General features: G+C 62.3%; 13 protein-coding genes. 4 read left to right on the plus strand and 9 right to left on the minus strand.

Going from position 1 to position 17,318, the window contains the following annotated elements:
• Nucleotides 1-134 precede the first annotated feature (134 nt).
• Both ABSG20_RS01435 and ABSG20_RS01440 read right to left on the minus strand, forming a co-directional pair.
• Complete coding sequence (locus ABSG20_RS01435; protein ID WP_423862694.1) at nt 135-3,293, minus strand: efflux RND transporter permease subunit; 3,159 nt, start codon at nt 3,291-3,293, stop codon at nt 135-137.
• Nucleotides 3,290-4,450, minus strand: a complete 1,161-nt coding sequence (locus ABSG20_RS01440) for an efflux RND transporter periplasmic adaptor subunit (protein WP_423862726.1) — start codon at nt 4,448-4,450, stop codon at nt 3,290-3,292. Before ABSG20_RS01440 ends, ABSG20_RS01435 begins: the two co-directional genes overlap by 4 nt.
• 307 nt (nt 4,451-4,757) lie before the next feature.
• Here ABSG20_RS01440 and ABSG20_RS01445 point away from each other — a divergent pair, with 307 nt between their 5' ends.
• A complete protein-coding gene (locus ABSG20_RS01445) occupies nt 4,758-5,912 on the plus strand; it encodes an iron-containing alcohol dehydrogenase (protein ID WP_423862695.1) in 1,155 nt (384 codons plus the stop codon).
• Between the two features lie 14 nt (nt 5,913-5,926).
• Entirely contained in the window at nt 5,927-7,477 is a 1,551-nt protein-coding gene (locus tag ABSG20_RS01450) for an AMP-binding protein (RefSeq protein WP_423862696.1), read from the plus strand.
• Nucleotides 7,478-8,236: 759 nt separating this feature from the next.
• Here the strand turns inward: ABSG20_RS01450 and ABSG20_RS01455 are convergent.
• Entirely contained in the window at nt 8,237-9,502 is a 1,266-nt protein-coding gene (locus ABSG20_RS01455; protein WP_423862697.1) for a serine hydrolase domain-containing protein, read from the minus strand.
• A 173-nt stretch (nt 9,503-9,675) separates the two neighbouring features.
• Here ABSG20_RS01455 and ABSG20_RS01460 point away from each other — a divergent pair, with 173 nt between their 5' ends.
• Nucleotides 9,676-10,107: a WG repeat-containing protein gene (locus ABSG20_RS01460; RefSeq protein ID WP_423862698.1), complete on the plus strand. Its 432-nt coding sequence runs from the start codon at nt 9,676-9,678 to the stop codon at nt 10,105-10,107.
• Between the two features lie 241 nt (nt 10,108-10,348).
• Here the strand turns inward: ABSG20_RS01460 and ABSG20_RS01465 are convergent, their stop codons facing one another.
• Nucleotides 10,349-11,398: a substrate-binding periplasmic protein gene (locus ABSG20_RS01465; RefSeq protein WP_423862699.1), complete on the minus strand. Its 1,050-nt coding sequence runs from the start codon at nt 11,396-11,398 to the stop codon at nt 10,349-10,351.
• Between ABSG20_RS01465 and ABSG20_RS01470 the strand changes: the two genes are divergently transcribed.
• Complete coding sequence (locus tag ABSG20_RS01470; protein ID WP_423862700.1) at nt 11,370-13,256, plus strand: sensor histidine kinase; 1,887 nt, start codon at nt 11,370-11,372, stop codon at nt 13,254-13,256. The two genes, ABSG20_RS01465 and ABSG20_RS01470, sit on opposite strands and share 29 nt — an antisense overlap.
• Nucleotides 13,257-13,281: 25 nt before the next feature.
• Here the strand turns inward: ABSG20_RS01470 and ABSG20_RS01475 are convergent, their stop codons facing one another.
• The 5 genes from ABSG20_RS01475 to ABSG20_RS01495 all read right to left on the minus strand — a co-directional run bounded on the left by ABSG20_RS01475 (nt 13,282) and on the right by ABSG20_RS01495 (nt 16,949).
• The gene (locus ABSG20_RS01475; protein WP_423862727.1) at nt 13,282-13,632 is read right to left on the minus strand and encodes a hypothetical protein; all 351 of its coding nucleotides are present in this window, start codon (nt 13,630-13,632) and stop codon (nt 13,282-13,284) included.
• Between the two features lie 134 nt (nt 13,633-13,766).
• Nucleotides 13,767-13,985 carry a hypothetical protein gene (locus ABSG20_RS01480; RefSeq protein WP_423862701.1) on the minus strand — a complete coding sequence of 73 codons (219 nt, stop codon included), beginning with the start codon at nt 13,983-13,985 and terminating at the stop codon, nt 13,767-13,769.
• 113 nt (nt 13,986-14,098) lie between these two features.
• On the minus strand, nt 14,099-14,263 hold the full coding sequence (locus ABSG20_RS01485; RefSeq protein WP_423862702.1) for a hypothetical protein: 165 nt from the start codon (nt 14,261-14,263) through the stop codon (nt 14,099-14,101).
• A 280-nt stretch (nt 14,264-14,543) separates the two neighbouring features.
• A complete protein-coding gene (locus tag ABSG20_RS01490) occupies nt 14,544-15,386 on the minus strand; it encodes an amidohydrolase family protein (RefSeq protein WP_423862703.1) in 843 nt (280 codons plus the stop codon).
• 507 nt (nt 15,387-15,893) lie between these two features.
• On the minus strand, nt 15,894-16,949 hold the full coding sequence (locus ABSG20_RS01495; RefSeq protein WP_423862704.1) for a glycosyltransferase: 1,056 nt from the start codon (nt 16,947-16,949) through the stop codon (nt 15,894-15,896).
• Nucleotides 16,950-17,318 lie beyond the last annotated feature (369 nt).

A 17,318-nucleotide genomic window follows, 5' to 3' on the forward strand; every position in this document is an offset into this window, starting at 1 on the left:
TGCGCGAATGCCGGCGCGGCGAAAAAAAGTCCAAATCCGGCAATGGTCGCCGAAAACACACCCGATCTCATAAACCCCGATTTCATCCGTGCGTCTCCCGAAGGTCCTGTTGCGAATATGGCAAATTGTGCCTGCTATCCCACCGGCTTCTCAACCTTGCGGTGCGATCCATCGGCCAGGTTACGCACGATCATGTAGAAGATCGGCGTGAACACCAATCCGAACAGCGTCACACCCAGCATGCCGAAAAACACGGCGACGCCGACCGCCTGACGCATCTCCGATCCCGAGCCGGTGGAAACCACCAGCGGCAGCACGCCGAGAATAAAGGCAAACGATGTCATCAGGATCGGACGCAGCCGCAAGCGGCAAGCCTCGATGACGGCCTCCAGCCGATCGCGGCCCTCGTGTTCGATGTCGCGGGCAAACTCCACGATCAGAATGGCATTCTTGGCGGCGAGGCCGACCAGAACCACAAAACCGATCTGGGTCAGGATGTTGACGTCCTGGCCCATGATCCGCACCCCGATGGTCGCGGCCAACAGGCACATCGGCACGATCAGGATGACGGCGAACGGCAGGCTCCAGCTGCCATATTGCGCCGCCAGCACCAGGAACACGAACAGCACGCAGATCGGAAATACATACAGGCCTTGATTGGCGCCGGTAACCTGCTGATAGGACAGGTCGGTCCAGTCGTAGGAAAAGCCGCTCGGCAGCGTCTCGTCTGCCAGCCGCTTCATGGTGGCGATGGCGGTCGCCGAACTGGTTCCCGGAAGCGTATCGCCCTGCAGTTCGGAGGCGGTATAAAGATTGTAACGCGCGACGCGGTCCGGCCCCGAGATGTCCTTGAAATCCACCACGCTGCCGAGCAGCACCATGTCGCCCTGGGCATTGCGGGTGCGCAGGCGGGCGAGGTCGGCGGTCTCTTTGCGGAACGGCAGATCGGCCTGCGCGGTGACGTGATAGGTGCGGCCGAGAATATTGAAGTCGTTGACATAGGCCGAGCCGAAATAGGTCTCGATCGCCTCGGTCACGTTCGCGATCGGCACGCCAAGCTTTTGCGCCTTGATCCGGTCGATATCGACGAACACCTGCGGCGTGTTGGCGGTATAGGGCGAAAACACCGCGGTCAGCCCCGGCGCCTTGCGCGCCGCGGCCACCAGATCGTCGGTTGCCGCCGCCAGCAATTCCGGGCCACGGCCCTGCCGATCCTGGATGCGCATCGCAAAACCGCCGCCGGTGCCGATGCCGGGTATCGAGGGCGGCGGAATCACGATGATGAAAGCGCCCTCCAGCGCCGACAGCCGCTTGCGCAGTTCGCCGGTGATCCTGGCGGCCGACAGGCCCTTCTTCAGGCGCACTTCCGGTTCTTCGAACACCGGAAACAGCGCCGCGGCATTGCTGGACTGGGTGCGGGTCGCGCCGGACAACCCGGCAAAGACCGCGACGCGCACGATGCCGGGCGTGTCGAGCGCGATGTTTTCGATTTTCCGCACGATCTCGGTGGTGCGCGCCAGCGAGGCCGCGCCGGGCAATTGCACGGAGACGATGATGTAGCCACGGTCCTGCGCCGGAATAAACCCTTGCGGCGTCGTCACGAGCAGCCATCCGGCGCTGCCGATCAAGGCCACGTAAATCAGCAGCATGACCGCGGAATGCCGGATCACAAAGCCGGCGACGCCGCCATAGCCATGCGACAGCCGGTCAAAGCCGCGGTTGAAGAAGCCGGTGAATTTCTCCCAGCCGCGCCCGATCAGATTCCAGCGGGCCGGCGGCCGCTTGTCCGCATGCGGCTGCAGGATCAGCGAGGCCAAAGCGGGCGAGAGCGTCAGCGAGCAGAAGCAGGAGATCGCGGTCGCGACCGCGATGGTGATCGCGAATTGCTGGAAAAACTGGCCCGAAATGCCGCCGAGGAAGGCGGTCGGCACAAACACCGCGCACAATACCAGCGCGATCGAAACCAGCGCGCCGCCGACTTCCTCCATGGTGCGCAGCGCCGCATCCTTCCGGCTCATGCCGTCACGAAGATGCCGCTCGACATTTTCGACCACCACGATCGCGTCGTCGACCACGATGCCGACCGCGAGCACGAGGCCGAACAGGGTCAGGTTGTTGATGGCAAAACCGAGCGCCGCCATCGCCGCGAAGGTGCCGATCAGCGATACCGGGATCGCCACGATCGGGATGATGGCCGGACGCCAGCCCTGCAGGAACACCAGCACCACGATGACGACGAGGCCCATCGCCTCATAGATCGTCTTGATCAGCTCGCTGACGGACTGCGCAATGAACTCGGTCGGATTGTAGCCGATATTGTAGTCCAGTCCCTTGGGGAAACTGGCCTTGAGCCTGACCATGGCGTCGGAAATATTCTTCGCCGTGGCCAGCGCGTTCGAACCGGGGCGCTGGGTCACCAGCATCGCCACGGCGGTTTTTCGCAGCAGGAAGCTGTTGGTGCTGTAGTCCAGGGCCCCCAATTCGATCCGCGCCACGTCGCGCAGCCGCACGGTCCGGCCGTCTGCACCGGCTTTGACGAGAATGTCTTCGAACTGCCGGAGATCCGTCAGGCGGCCGGTGAAGGAGAGATTGGGCTGGAATGCCCGGTCCGCGATCGGCGGCGCGGCGAGCTGGCCGCCGGTGATCTGCAGGTTCTGGGCCCTGATCGCCGCCAGCACGTCGCCCGCGGTCAGGCCGAGATTGGCGATCTTGTCGGGATCGAGCCACAGCCGCATCGAATAATCGCGCGCGCCGAAAATCTGGATGTCGCCGATGCCGTCGAGCCGGAGCAGCTGGTCGCGCACCTGCAGCAGCGCGTAGTTGCTGATATAGAGCTGGTCGAAGCTGTCGTCGGGCGACAGCATGAACACCACCATCAAAATGTCCGGGCTGTTCTTGCGGGTGACGACGCCGTTGCGCTGCACCTCGTCGGGCAATTGCGGCTGCGCGATCGCGACCCGGTTCTGTACCAGCACCTGGGCCTTGTCGAGATCGGTGCCGAGCTTGAAGGTGACGGTGATGGTGAGCTGGCCGTTCGAGGTCGCCTGGCTGTAGAGATACAGCATGTCCTCGACGCCATTGATCTGCTGCTCGATCGGCGCCGCGACGGTGTCGGAAACGGTTTGCGCGGAAGCGCCGGGATATTGCGTGGTGACGACGACGGTCGGCGGCACCACTTGCGGATATTCCGCGACCGGCAGCGTGGTGTAGGCAATGGCGCCGACGATCAACAGCACGATCGACAGCACCATCGCCAGGATCGGCTGATTGATGGAAAGCCGGCCGAGATTCATGTCTTGCTACCGGTCGCGGCCGGATGCGGCGAAACTTTGGCGCCGACCCGCGCGCGCTGCAGGCCCTCGACGATGACGCGGTCCTCCGGTTTCAATCCTTCGCGGATCACCCGCAAGCCATCGTCGAGGGGCCCGAGGACGACGGGGCGCGCCTCCACGGTGTCGTCGGCCTTGACCACGAAAACGATCTTGCGCGACTGATCGGTGGCGATCGCCGTATCCGGCAGCAGCAGCGCCTCATAGGGCGCGCTTCCGATCAACCGGACGCGGCCGAATTGCCCCGGCAGAATGGAAAAATCCTTGTTCGGGATCAGCGCCCGCGCGCGCAGCGTGCCGGTCGAGACGTCCAACCGGTTGTCGAGGAAATCCATCTTGCCATCGTGTGACGGCTTGGTCTCGCCAGTCAGCGTCACCTGTACCGGATTTGCGGTTTCGCGCGAACTCGGGCGCTTGCCCGCGAAAAACAATCGGTTGTATTTGAGATAGGTCGCCTCATCGATGTCGAAATAGACGTAGATCGGATCGAGCGAGACGATTGAGGTCAGGAGCGTGCCGCCGCCGTTGTCGCTGCCCTGCACGAGATTGCCGATGCTGACGAGATGGCGGCTTACCCGTCCGCCGATCGGGGCGATCACATGGGAAAATTCGATATTGAGCTGGGCCGCCTTGAGCGCGCCTTCGGCCTGCATCTCCGCGGCCTTGGCCGCCTGCAGGGCCTGGCGGCGCTGGTCGACGATGGACTCGGAGACCGCCTGGGTTTGAACGAGTGTCAGGCCACGGTCGAGTTCGCGCCTGGCGAGTTCGGCCTTGGCGCGGGCGTCCGACAGCTGGCCGTCCGCCTGCTCGGCGACCGCCTCGAACGGGCGGGCATCGATGATGTACAAGAGGTCGCCGGTATTGACGAAGGCGCCGTCGCGGAACTCGACATTGGTGACGAAGCCGCCGACCCGGGCGCGAACCTGCACCTCTTCCACCGCGTCGAACCGTCCGGTGAATTCGTCCCAGTCCGTGACGGTGCGCTTGACCGGCTGCGCGACCGTGACGGGCAGCGCCGCGGCCGCGGCCTGCGGTTGCGGCTTGTCGCCGCAACCGCACAGGGTGACGGCGAGCAGGACGAGCAGAACGGCGAGGCCACAGCGAGCGTGGAAATCGAACATCAAGCCTTGAGCCAAACGCTCCGATCTCTCAGTCGCGCTCACCTGCATCTCCTCTGACTCTCCTGCCGCAATCGAGCGACGGCAGCCGGCACGACCCATCGGGCGACCAAGATGGGATCGCCCGCCAGTCTGTTCAAGAAGCCGCCGCGATCAAGCAAAAATGTTATACACCGGCGCTGCCGGCATTGAAAACCAGCCGTCCGGCTGATGGGATTGGCTCATCTTTATGGTTCCCCTGCTCGCCCTGACTCCGCTAAATTGCCGCCACGCTGCGCAAAAAGCAAAACACCCGGGGAGGACCATCGTCATGCACAGGGGGCGCGTCGTTTTCGGCGCCATGGACGAAGTCGTTTTCGGGCACCCGGCCGCCGAGGCGGTGGCCGGGCAGATGGACCGGCTGGGCGCTTCCCGCGCGTTCCTGATGGTCAGCGGCACGCTCCATCGAACAACCCAGGAGATCGCGAAGATCCGCGACCGCCTGGGAAACCGCTGCGTGGAAATCTTCGACGCGATGCCGCCGCACACGCCGCGCGAGGCCGTGATCGCCGCCGCCGCGCAGGCCCGTGGCTGCAACGCCGACCTCATCGTCACCGTCGGCGGCGGTTCGATCACCGATGGTGCCAAGGCGGTGCAGCTTTGCCTCGCCAACAACATCCGGCGCATCGAGGAGGTCGACAAAATCCGCGTCCACAACGGCACGGCGCCCGCGATGGCGGCGCCGGTGGTGCGCCAGATCAGCGTGCCGACCACCATCGCCGGCGGCGAGTTCAGCGCCATCGCCGGCGTCACCAATTCGGCCACCCGCGTCAAGGAAATGCTGCGGCACGCACTGGTGATACCCCGCGCGGCGATCCTCGATCCCGCCGTGACCGTGCATACGCCGCAATGGCTGTGGCTCTCGACCGGCATCCGCGCCGTCGATCATTGTGTCGAGGGCCTGTGCTCGCGCGAAGCCCATCCCTATGCCGACGCCCAGGCTGTGAGGGGACTCGCCATGCTGGCGCAGGCGCTGCCGCGCGTAAAGGCCGACCCCGGTGATCTCGATGCCAGGATGGATTGCCAGATCGGCACCTGGCTCTCGATGGGGCCGCTGTCGGCCGGCGTGCCGATGGGCGCCAGCCATGGCATCGGCTATGTGCTCGGCGCCGTTCATGACGTGCCGCATGGCTATACGTCCTGCGTCATGCTGCCCGCGGTGATGCGCTGGAACAAGGCCGACAATGCCGAGCGGCAGGCGCTGGTGGCCTCCGCCATGGGGCACCCCGGCGAAGATGCCGCCGGCGTGCTCGATGGCTTCATCCGCGGCCTCGGCCTGCCGCGCAGCCTGGCCGAGGTCAAAGTGGTGCCTGAACATTTCGACCGCATTGCCGCGCAGGCGATGGCAACGCCCTGGATTCCGCGCAACCCGCGCCGGATCGACGGCCCCGCACAAGTTCGCGAGATTCTTCTTCTCGCCGCATAGGAGCATCAGCTAAAATGTATACCGGCAAGCATGCCTATCTGCGTCCGCTGCAGCCCGCCTTCATCATGGCAAACTCCGGCGAGGCCGTGACCTATGCCGAACTGGAGGCGCGCAACAATCGCCTGGCGCACCTGTTTCGCAAGCTGGGCCTGAAGCGGAGCGACCATTATGCCATCTTCATGGAGAACAACAGCCGCTACCTCGAAGCCTGCGGCGCCGGCGAGCGCTCCGGACTCTATTTCACCTGTGTCAATTCCTACCTGACGGCCGGCGAACTCGCCTACATCCTGGGCAACAGCGAATCCCGTATCCTGATCACCTCGGTGGCCAGGCTCGATATCGCCCGCGAGGCGCTGAAGCAATGTCCCAAGGTCGAACTCTGCCTCGTGGTCGATGGCGCAACCGAGAGCGAGCGCATCATCTCGCTGCAGCAGGCGACCGCGGGCCTGCCCAAGACACCGATCCCGGACGAATGCATCGGCACTGCGATGCTCTATTCGTCCGGCACCACCGGGCGGCCCAAGGGCATCCTGCGCCAGCTGCCCGAGCAGCCGCCGACACAGCAACTGCCGCTGTTCGACTTCCTGCAAAAGCTCTGGCACTACCGCGAAGGCATGATCTATCTGTCGCCGGCGCCGCTCTATCATTCGGCGCCGCAGGCCGCCGTCAATCTGACGATCCGGATGGGCGGTACCGCCATCATCATGGAGAATTTCGATCCGGAGCGCTACCTCCAACTGGTCGAGCAATGGGGCGTGACCCACAGCCAGCTGGTGCCGACGATGTTCTCGCGGATGCTGAAGCTGCCGGAGGGGTTAAGGACGCGCTACGACCTGTCATCCCTGGAGATCGCGATCCACGCCGCGGCGCCCTGCCCGGCCGCGGTGAAGGAACAGATGATAAAATGGTGGGGACCGATCATCCACGAATATTACGGCGCCACCGAAGGCCTCGGCTTTACCGCCTGCGACAGCGCGCAATGGCTGGCGCATCGCGGCACCGTCGGCCGGGTGCTGCTCGGCGACCTCCATATCCTCGACGAAAATATGCGGGAATGCCCGGAGGGCACGCCGGGCACGGTGTGGTTCAAGACCGCGACCCCGTTCGAATATTTCAACGATCCGAACAAGACCAAAGAGGCGCGTTCGCCGGACGGCAGCATGAGCACGGTCGGCGACGTCGGCTATGTCGACGGTGACGGCTATCTCTATCTGACCGATCGCGCCACCTTCATGATCATTTCCGGCGGCGTCAACATCTACCCGCAGGAATGCGAGAACCTCCTGATCACCCATCCCAAGATCGCCGACGCCGCGGTTTTCGGCGTTCCCAACGCCGATCTCGGCGAGGAAGTCAAAGCCGTGGTGCAGCCGATGCCGGGCGTCGAGCCCTGCGAGGCCCTGGCGCAGGAATTGATGGCCTTCTGCAGCCAGACGCTGTCGCGCCAGAAAGTGCCGCGCTCGATCGACTTCGAGAAAGAACTGCCGCGGCTGCCGACCGGCAAGCTCTACAAGCGGTTATTGCGCGACCGCTACTGGGGCAACAAGACGACGCGGATCGTGTGAAGGCGGGCTTAAGGGCCGGTGGCGACGTTTGGCCGAGTTCGCAGGGCGCGGCTTGCGCGCGCTACAAATTCCGATTAAATTTTTCAAACAGCCACGCGCGTGATTTCATTTTTCGTCGTCGCCGGGCCACGACGAAATCCGCAAGTCCAGACGCGCCTAAAAGTCCCGCGGCGCGAGGCGCCCGGGCTGTTGCCAGGAAACTCATCGCCCTCAGAAACAGAGGGCGCGGGGAATGCCGCGATGCCCAGAGGCACCCGCGGCCTCGCGTGCAAAAAAACGGCCGACGCACACGAGTAACAGCGAGGCACCGGAAACATCCGGCATTCCCCACGCAATGGGTTTACGGTTTATGACGCGCTCTCCCCGGCGAGATAGCTCTCTTGCCACCGTCGCCTTCGAATTAACGGTTTTGTCCGACCCGGTTGAGCCGAACGAAACCTCCGAAGACTTGACACCAGCTTTGGGTGCCAGGACCACACGTTTTCCCCGTACGCTGCAGCGCCGTCGTCTTGCTTACGAGGTATTCGCTCACGCTTGGCATAACGCCCCCCGCCCTGCGAACCGTCGCACGCCTGACGCTGCCGCGTCCACCGCATCCCATCCCGCGTGTCTGACGATCGCGATACGCCCCTCATCTGGGACGAGACGGCCGTGACTATAACCGATTCGAACAAAAAGTAAACAGAAATATTTTTTTCTTTGGGGATTGACAGCCCCGAAACACCGGATCTAGTGCAGGCTTTTCCGTGAAAAGGAGCGTCACCGCACCATCGCGCCATAGATGATGTCCTGGACCTGCTCACGATAATACTTCCGCAGTTCGCCGGGCGCCGCGGTTCCTACGACCACGACAAGACGTTCCTTCGGGTCGCAAAAGAATTGCGTGCCGAAGGCGCCATTCCAGGTGAATTCGCCCGGGTTGCCGGGAACCGATGACAGGCCCTCGCCGGTACGGACGGCCACCCCGAGGCCAAAACCAAAGCCACTGCGATGCGGCTCCACGTTGGCCACGTTGTTCTTGATCTCTGGCCCAAGGTGGTTGGAGATCATGTGATGGACCGTCTTGGGGCCAAGAACGCGCTGGCCGTCGAGTTCACCGCCGTTGAGCAGCATCTGTCCAAAGCGCAAATAGTCGCCGACCGTGGCAAAGGCGCAGGCTCCGGCGCAGTCGAACTTCGTTGGCGTGTCGAGGAGCATGATGGCCTGCGGCTTGCCGGTGAGCGGGTCCTTGGGAAACGGATGGGCAAGACGGTCGCGCTGCCCCTCGGCGGGGTGGAAGGTGGCGTCTGTCATGCCGAGCGGCTTCCACACATTCGCAGCAAGAAAATCGCCCAGCCGCTGCTCGCTCACCTTCTCGATCACCGCGCCCAACACGTCGATCGAAAAACCATATTCGAATTCGGTCGCCGGCTGATGCGCCAGCGGCAGCCTGGTGATGCGATCGATGAAGGCCTGCGTGTCGCCCTCGATGGCCGGCGCGATGCCATCGGGATAGAGCCGCACCAGCGGGCTCGAGCTGTCCGGCCGTCCGCCATACATGAGGCCGGAGGTGTGGCGATAAAGGTCATGAATGGTGATCGGCGACGCCTGCGTTTCCATCTTCAACGAGCCATCCGCCTGCGGGACGCCGACCTTCATATCGGCGAACGCCGGATAGTATTCCGAGAGCCTGGCTTGCAGCGGCAAGCGGCCTTGTTCCATCAGCGTCAAGCCGGCGACCGCCGCCATTGGCTTGGTCATCGACGCCAAGGCGAATACGGCATCGAGCGGCATCGGCGTGCCCTTGGCAGCATCGAGCTGGCCGTAGGCCTTGTAGTGGACGAGCTTGCCGTCGCGGGCGATGGCGACCACCGCGCCGGGCACGCGTTTGGCCTGAATTTCGCGGGCGAAGAAATCGTCCAGCCGCGCCAGACCCTGTGGCGAGAATCCGACGTCGTCCGGCTGTGCTTCAGGTAGCGGCGCGGCATTTGCAACATTGATGACGATACCGACCGCCACGGCTGCGGTCATCACGAGCGTCTTCATGGTCTCCCCCCTCGAAGGCGGATCAGGCCCGCAGCGATGATGATTCAATGTGGACGTCCGCCGGACGTATCCTTAGAGCGTATCGACACGAGCGACAAGTCAACGCGCAAGCACTGGCTTTGGCGGGTCGGAGGCGAAGCCGTAACCCGCCGCCTCCTGTTGTGAAATGGCGGATGAAGCTCGCGCTGCCATCCGCCCTACGAGCTGTTGCTGTCGATGAAATTGGCGATGGTATCAACGGCCTCGGCCTCTATGCCAAAGTAACCGTGAGCCGATCTGGTCGTAGTCAGCCGCGTCCTCAGCAACGCTGCGTCGGCTGCCGGTGTATCGGCGCAGCCGTCTTCGCGGTGCGAGATGATAAGCGTCGGAACCGTGATCATGGCAAGTGGGGAATGATGGACACCGCCGGGAAGGTCGCCATCCCGCCGATCTACGACGAACGGGTCAGTTTCCGACCGTCGTTTCGCGGCATCGCCTGGGCCAAGCAGGATGGCCGCTGGTGCCCCATCGACCGGCACGGCCAAGAGGTGCCGGGAATCGCCTGCAGCGAACGAAGCCCCTTGGGCGAAGGTGGTGGATACTTCAAATGCGCGGTCGAACCGTGACTTTGCCAGCGCGCAGGGCGGGTTGCTCCAAGAGCGAAGGCGGAAGCCGCAACCAGCCACCTCACCACGTGTATCGGCGGATTACGCCGATCGGGTCGCGCTTTGCGCGAACCGATCGGCTCTAATCCGCACGCGCTGTTGCGATGGGCCAGCAGCCGACCTCGGATTGGCGGCGTTTTTCGCTTTGCTGGAAGCTGCGGCGACGCACAGGTCGCTTGTCGCGGTATCGCGCGGGAGAAAGTCACGGAAAATATTTGCGGTAGATCGCCTGGAACGCCTCGGTCTGCTTGAATTGCCTCAGCGCGCGCGAGAACGCATCGACCAGAGAGGGCGAAACGCGCGCCTTGCTGAAGCAGACATAATAACCGTCTTCGATCACGCTGCGGGACAATAGCGGCTCGATCTTTCCGGATAGTCCTTTTCTGGCGATATACAGCATCCCGCCCGTGAGGTTCACGACCGCGTAATCGACGCGGCCGGCTGCCAGCAAGCGGAGGCTGACGATGCCGCCGGTCGTTTCGACCATATTGTGATGCTCGCGCAAGAATTTCCACAGCTCGGGCGACACGACTGGTTGTTCGAACAAGCCAGGGACTGGTCCGTGGACAGCGACGTCGTGTCCGACGAGATCGTCGAACGACGAAAACTTCAGCTTCCCGATGTCGGCCGTGCGAACGAAGAAGACCCACCTCTCTTGCTTCAGCGGCTCGTCCGGAAAGGTACAGATTCGCTCTCGTTCGCTGCTGCGCCAGCTGCTGAAAATTCCGTCGGCCTCGCCGCGTGCGATCATCGTCCAACTGCGATTCAGGGGGAAGGCCTCGAAGGAGGCGTCCTGGCCCATGGCGGCGAAGACCTGCCTGAGGACTTCGACACTGAATCCCGGCGCTTCGTCATCGCTTAAGTTCTCGAAGGGACCCAAAGAAAGATCAGTGACGAGCCTCAATGGTTCTGCGGGCGACGCCCGTCCGCCGAGCGTCCAGACGGCGGCAATTGCCACGTATAGAAAGCCTCGGAGCCCGATCAGTCTCGCCATGGCAGGTCGCATCCATCGCCAGCGTGTGCCGCGCTGGTTTTGCGGGTGACGCCCGGCCTGCTCCCTGCGATGCGGCGGACGGGCCTCGTCGCCCGAAGATTTGCACGATAGTCTGGGAACCAAAATTGTGAGATAGTACCAATTTGCTCGGCTCCCCGATAGACGCGAACCGGGCATGGCCGTTGTAATTTTTGGAAGTTGCGCGAGGCTGGCGCCGGCAGGGTAAGTTTTGCAATCTGAAGCGACACACGCCAGCAAGGACGACGGCAAATCCGATCGGGGATCGCCGCCGGGAGGCATAGCGATAGTATGGTGCTCGCTGCCCGGCCTCCTCAGAGGCATTGGGTGGCGCCTTCTCATCCGCGTCCTTTTCTTCAGCTCGGTGATTACGCTGCTGCTGACAATGATGCAGCTCTACCTCGACTATCGCCGCGACGTCCAGTCCATTGATCTGCGGATGTCCGAGATCGATAGCGGCTATCGTCAAAGTCTTGGCGATGGGCTCTGGCGACTGGACGCGCGCCAGCTCCGATTACAAGTCGAGGAGATTTCCCACCTGCCTGATATAAGCTATGTCGAACTGCGCGAGGCCACCGATCATGCGGTCCCCCTCACGGTGGCCGCCGGCTCCCGCCAGGCCAACCCGCCCGCGCGGCAGGAATTCAGAATTCTTTATACGAATCGTGGCGCCGAGCAGCTGCTCGGCATTCTCGCGGTGGAAGCTACGTTCGACCGGATCTATCGCCGGCTTCTCGACACCGCGGCGGTCATCATGGTCGGTCAGGCGATAAAGACGTTCATCGTCTCCTTTTTCATCCTCTTTCTTGTCCACCGGCTGATCACACGTCACCTCACCGCGATAGCAACGTCGCTCAGGGGATACGATCTTCGCGGTTCGCAGGCGCCGCTGCGGCTCGAGCGGCATCAGCCTCGACCCGCGGACGAGCTTGACCGTCTGGTTGGAGCGTTCAACCAGATGTACGCGAGGCTGCAAGTTGCCTATTGCGAACTTGAGGAACGGGAGAGCAAGGTTCGACGTCTGGTCGACTCAAATATCATCGGCATATGCATTTTCGATCCTGACCGTCGCATCATGGAGGCCAACGACGCGTTTCTCGGTATCGTGGGGTATAGCCGCGATGACGTCATTTCGGGCCGCCTGAGCTTTGCGGGCTTGACACCTCCCGAATGGACCGAAGCCGACCAACGGCTGTTGGCGGAGTTGGCTTCTACCGGAACCTGGAGACCTTCCGAGAAGGATTTTTTTCGGAAAGACGGCAGCCGTGTGCCGGTGCTTGTGGGCGGGGCGAGCTTCGGCGAACTCCGACACCAGGGCGTGGCCTTCATCGTCGACCTGACCGAGCGAAAGCGCGCCGAGGCAGAGCTGGCGCACGCGAACCGTGTCGCGACAATGGGCCAACTCACGGCCTCCATTGCCCACGAAGTCAACCAGCCTATCGCCGCCACGCTTTTGAATGCCGGAAACGCTGTGCGCTGGCTCGCCCGTCAGCCGCCAAATCTGGAAAAGACCAGACAGTCGATCGACCGTATTATCAGCGACGGCCAGCGGGCCGCCGATATTGTGAACCGGATTCGTGATTTCTCCAAAAATGCGCCGGCGCGGAAGGAAGATTTGGAGATTAACGAAGCAATTTTGGAGATTATGAGAGTGACCCGTGCCGCGATGTCGGAGCATGGCGTTTTGGCGAAGATGCAACTGTCTGAGGGGCTGCCGCACATTTTCGGCGACAGAGTCCAATTGCAACAGGTGATCCTGAACTTGATCATGAACGCCATTGAAGCAATGAGCGAGGTCGGGGAGGGAACGCGCGAGTTGCTGATCAGCACCAGCAAGGCCGAGCCGGGCGGCGTGCTTGTCGCGGTAAGCGATACGGGTCCGGGGCTGCCTCCGGCGAACCTCGCGCGCATCTTCGAGGCCTTCTATACGACCAAGCCCAGCGGTTTGGGGATGGGGCTGTCGATCTGCCGCTCGATCGTCGATGCGCATGGCGGGCGGTTATGGGCAACGCCGAACGAACCTCACGGCGCTGTCTTTTGCATGCTCCTGCCGCTCGGGGAAAACTTTCTTGAGGACCTGGAGTCATCCGGGGCCTAGTCTTAGTCTAAGTCTGGGGGATAAATCAGCTCATGCTGCCAGGCATGAAGCACCTTATTGAGGTGCGATCCTCCGATCCCAATGGCCAGACCATCGTTCGGCCTGCGCGGTTCGGGACGGTGATTACTGCATCATCGGGAACATCAAGCCATCTGTTCTCAAGGCGAACGCGATAGTGCCCGTCAATCGATTCCCAATCGGGATCGTCAACGACTTGACCGTCGGCTACGGAACAGCAAGGTCCTCTCCCGCTCGCCAGCTGATCGAACCAGCCATGCAGAGGAGAATTTGCGTAGCGGCCATCGAGGTCGCGAGCGGTTACGCTGCCAAGAAGGCCTAAGAAAATTCCGGCGGCAATGCCAAGTCTGGTTCTCATTCGAACTCCGAAAATTCGCACCAACCGTTCGGGTCGCACTTCGAAGCAATACGAGTTCCCGGAATGGAGAGCGCCGATGCACGACCCGCGAGCCGACCCGGATGCAATCCGCGCGACATGTTGCTGCGATCCGCCTAGTTGCCGGTTCGCGAGACGGCGCGGGTCGCCTCCAGAAGTTTCGATAGCAATGCAGCGGCTCGACGTCGGGCATGCCGGAACCGCGGCTCGGAATAGCCGAGATGCAGTTGTCTTTGGAACAGATGAGTGAACCAGAAATAGAGATCTTCGGTGCGGCGATGTTGTGCGCTCCGCCAGATCTCGGCTAAATGATCGTCGTTATGGTCGTGCAGCATGGCTGCAACTCCACCATGTTCGGAGAAAACGCAATTCACGCTACCAACTGGCCGCGAATTTCCGCTCGTGAGTTTGCCGCAGATGCAATATCGCCTGACCATCAAATGAACCGTCAAAGCACGAATTGAAACAGCGCCATCGGATATTTTGAGCTTGCCCCGGTTCCGCAAGGCGTTTCTGCAATCAACCGGCTGACACCAAGGTTTTGAAAGACTGGGAATAAAATAAACCCGTGATAATGTTCAACATACCGACCCGTTGCCCGATCGGCGATCATTGGAGCAGATCTCGGTTTCAGCCCAGTTTCGTCGGCCCCGGAAAATGGCTTCATCGCGAGCCCAGTAGTGTTTCCGATTCACTAGGCGCAGGCCCACGCATCAAACAGGACGAGGTCGCCAACTGGACCGGCCCGCACGGAATGCCGATGTCCGTCCTTTCCTGATCGGACTAGACCGCTCGCGCATTTCGCAGGTTGGGCTGAGCCCTCGCGAAACCAAACATCTTCGCTATGAACTATGAATGATGGGTATCACTGCGCTCCACGCCATTGCCCGGTGCTAACCTTTCTGCGGTGACCAACCATAGGCCTTGGCGCAGGCGCCGCCCATCAGCATGGCCCGCTCGGTGTCGCTCAGGCGGTCCGTCTCAAGGAAGGGCTCGACGGCCTGCGCGTAGTTGACGACGGCGAACGCACGCGTCCAGTCGGTGCCCCACAGGCAGCGATCGAAACCCCAGGCATCGAACACCCGCCCCAGCGGATCCCAGATATCCGGGAAAGGATAGGGCTCCCGCGACAGCGTGCAGGCACCGCTGACCTTGATCACGGCGTTCGGGCGCCTGGCGAGTTCCAGCACCTTCGGCAGGTCGGTCCAGGGCTCCCGCGGCGCCGGCGGCACCCGCGGCTGCAGGATGCCCAGATGGTCGATGATGAATCGCGCGTCGGGATGGCGATCGATCAGCGCAGTGCCCGCCTCCAGGTTGCCCCAGCACAGGATGTTGACCGGAAAGTCGTGGCGAACGGCCGCGCGCAGGATCCGGTCGAGGCCCGGGTCATCAGGCGCGCGCCTGGCCTCCGCCGTCAGCATGATGCGGATTGCGACCGCGCCCGGCGTGTTCTTCCAGTCGGCGACGACATCGGCCACACCGGGATCGTCGGGGTCGACCGGCTTGACGATGGCGAACCGGCCGGGATGGGCCCGTTGCACTTCCACGGCATAGCTGGCGTCGTAGCGGTACATGGAAAAGGCGGAAATGAAGATCGCGCCGTCGACGCCGACTTTGTCCATCGCCGCCACCATCTCGTCACCGGTGACGCGATCGGGCCAGTTCGGCACAGTTTGCCAAGGCCGTTTCGACGTGTTCGCTTCATAGGCATGGACCTGGGAATCGATAATGGTCATCGGGACAGCTCCTCCGTGCCGGGCGAGTTTGGACATTGCAGCAAGGTCGTGTCCAGAGGTCACTTCTTAGGGACGGCCGAGTGCCTGGACTGTCTTTTTTGCCATCATACGCGACAAATTGTTAGGTGAACCCATAAAGGGCCGACGGCGACTGAGCTTTGCGTTGCAGCAAAATTTCTCGATGTGCCATTTCCGGAAGTCGCCGACTTTATTCGATCAGTTCGTACCGGGCGCCGGAACCCTTAAGGTGTAAGGGACTTGTGTGTCCGACACGGAGTTGAAAATGACACAAACGATCGGACTGAGTATCGCGCTCTTGCTGTTCGCGAGCGGCGTGTGGGCAAATCTCGGCGGTGGTTCACTTTCCCAGAACAGAGGCGCGTGGGTCTCGCATGCCTTCCGGTAGTGGTACGAACCGAACCATTGGATTAGCGCTTTTGGACGCCGGCCGGCACAGCGCGTGGAAGCGGTCCTCATACCGGCGTCCAAAAACCCGCACAGGAGCGGTCATAGCAGAGCCCGCCCGCTTGTCCGATCTTTAGCGCCCGTGATCGGCGAGCTTGCCAATACCGCCTCGATCGCGTTTGCCGCATTTGCCGCGCCATCGACGCCTTTCAACGACGACGATCTCAGCTGCGCATTTTGCCGGTAAGACGGGGTCGAGAGAACTTGCTGTGCGGCTTCTCGGATTGCAGCGCTTCCTGCATCACCGGGCAGAGCGACGCCGGTCCCCCATTGCTGCATGATGGCGGCGTTGGGCGCCTGATCGTGCGCAAGGCCGGGAATCAAGACCATCGGGACGCCGTGGGCCAGGCAGCGCATCAGGGTTCCATGGCCCCCGTGGGTGATCGAAAGCGCCGCAGCACGAAGGATCGGATCGTGCGCGGCGTACTTGAATATGACGGCATTGGCGGATGGCTTCAGTTCGGCAGGATCAACAACGCCGCCGGTGGTTACCACGACGTGGACTGGCAAATCCGCCAGCGCATCGAGACCATTCTGGAGCTTTTGAACCGAGCGCTGTTCGAACCCTGTTGAGAAGCTCATCAGCACCAAGGGAATCGAATCGCCTTCCCGCCAAGGCAGTGCAACGGGAATAGCCACTTTTTCGTCTTCCAGCACCGGACCCACGTGGCGAACCGACTCCCAGCCCGGCAACGGGGCGCCGTCAAATTCCCCGAGCGTCGTCACGATGATGCGGTCGCAACCGAGCCAAAGCCGGTCGAGCTCCGGCAGGCCAGGAAATCCAGCCTGCTGGCGCATGCCGTTGAGCATCGTATTGTTTGTATTTCGCCACCGGTCGATGATGCGGAAGCAAAATTGGTGGCAAACGGCAATTGCCGGGCACCCAAATTGAGCGGCTTGCGCGAGCGCCGCCGGAAACATCCCGTCGATCAGTATCAGATCGGGCGCTTCGGTTTCGACGATGGTCTTCGCCTCCTCGGCGACGGCGGGAGACGTCAAATAGCAGGCGGCCCGACTCATCGGATGTCCCCGCGGATATCGATCAACTTGCGCATAGGCTTGAGCAAACTCGATCGCGCGCAATCCGGCCGCTTTCACCCGCGGCACCATTTCGGGACGGCCCGCGAACGCGACCGTATGGCCCCGCTCGGTCAGTACCCTCGCAATACCAAGGCTAGGAGGCAGGTTGCCGCCGCCGGACCAGTTCAGCCAAAGAATCCTTGCCATCGGCATTTCTACTCTCGGTTACACACTCGATCATGTTTCGTACAATGGCCTCCGCCGGCGCGCCGCCGAGCGCCATGTCGCGACGCAGAAGCTTCCACACATAGACGTCGGTCATTGCGACCAAGGTATGTCAATAGTGGTGTCTTGAAATGGGGATGAAGGGCAGCCGGACCCGCGGGCCGACAGCGCGCGACTCGCGGCCGCCCCAACGCGACCGAAGCGGTTGCCGAAAAGGCTCTT

Source organism: Bradyrhizobium sp., from assembly GCF_049512235.1.
Taxonomy (GTDB): Bacteria; Pseudomonadota; Alphaproteobacteria; order Rhizobiales; family Xanthobacteraceae; genus Bradyrhizobium.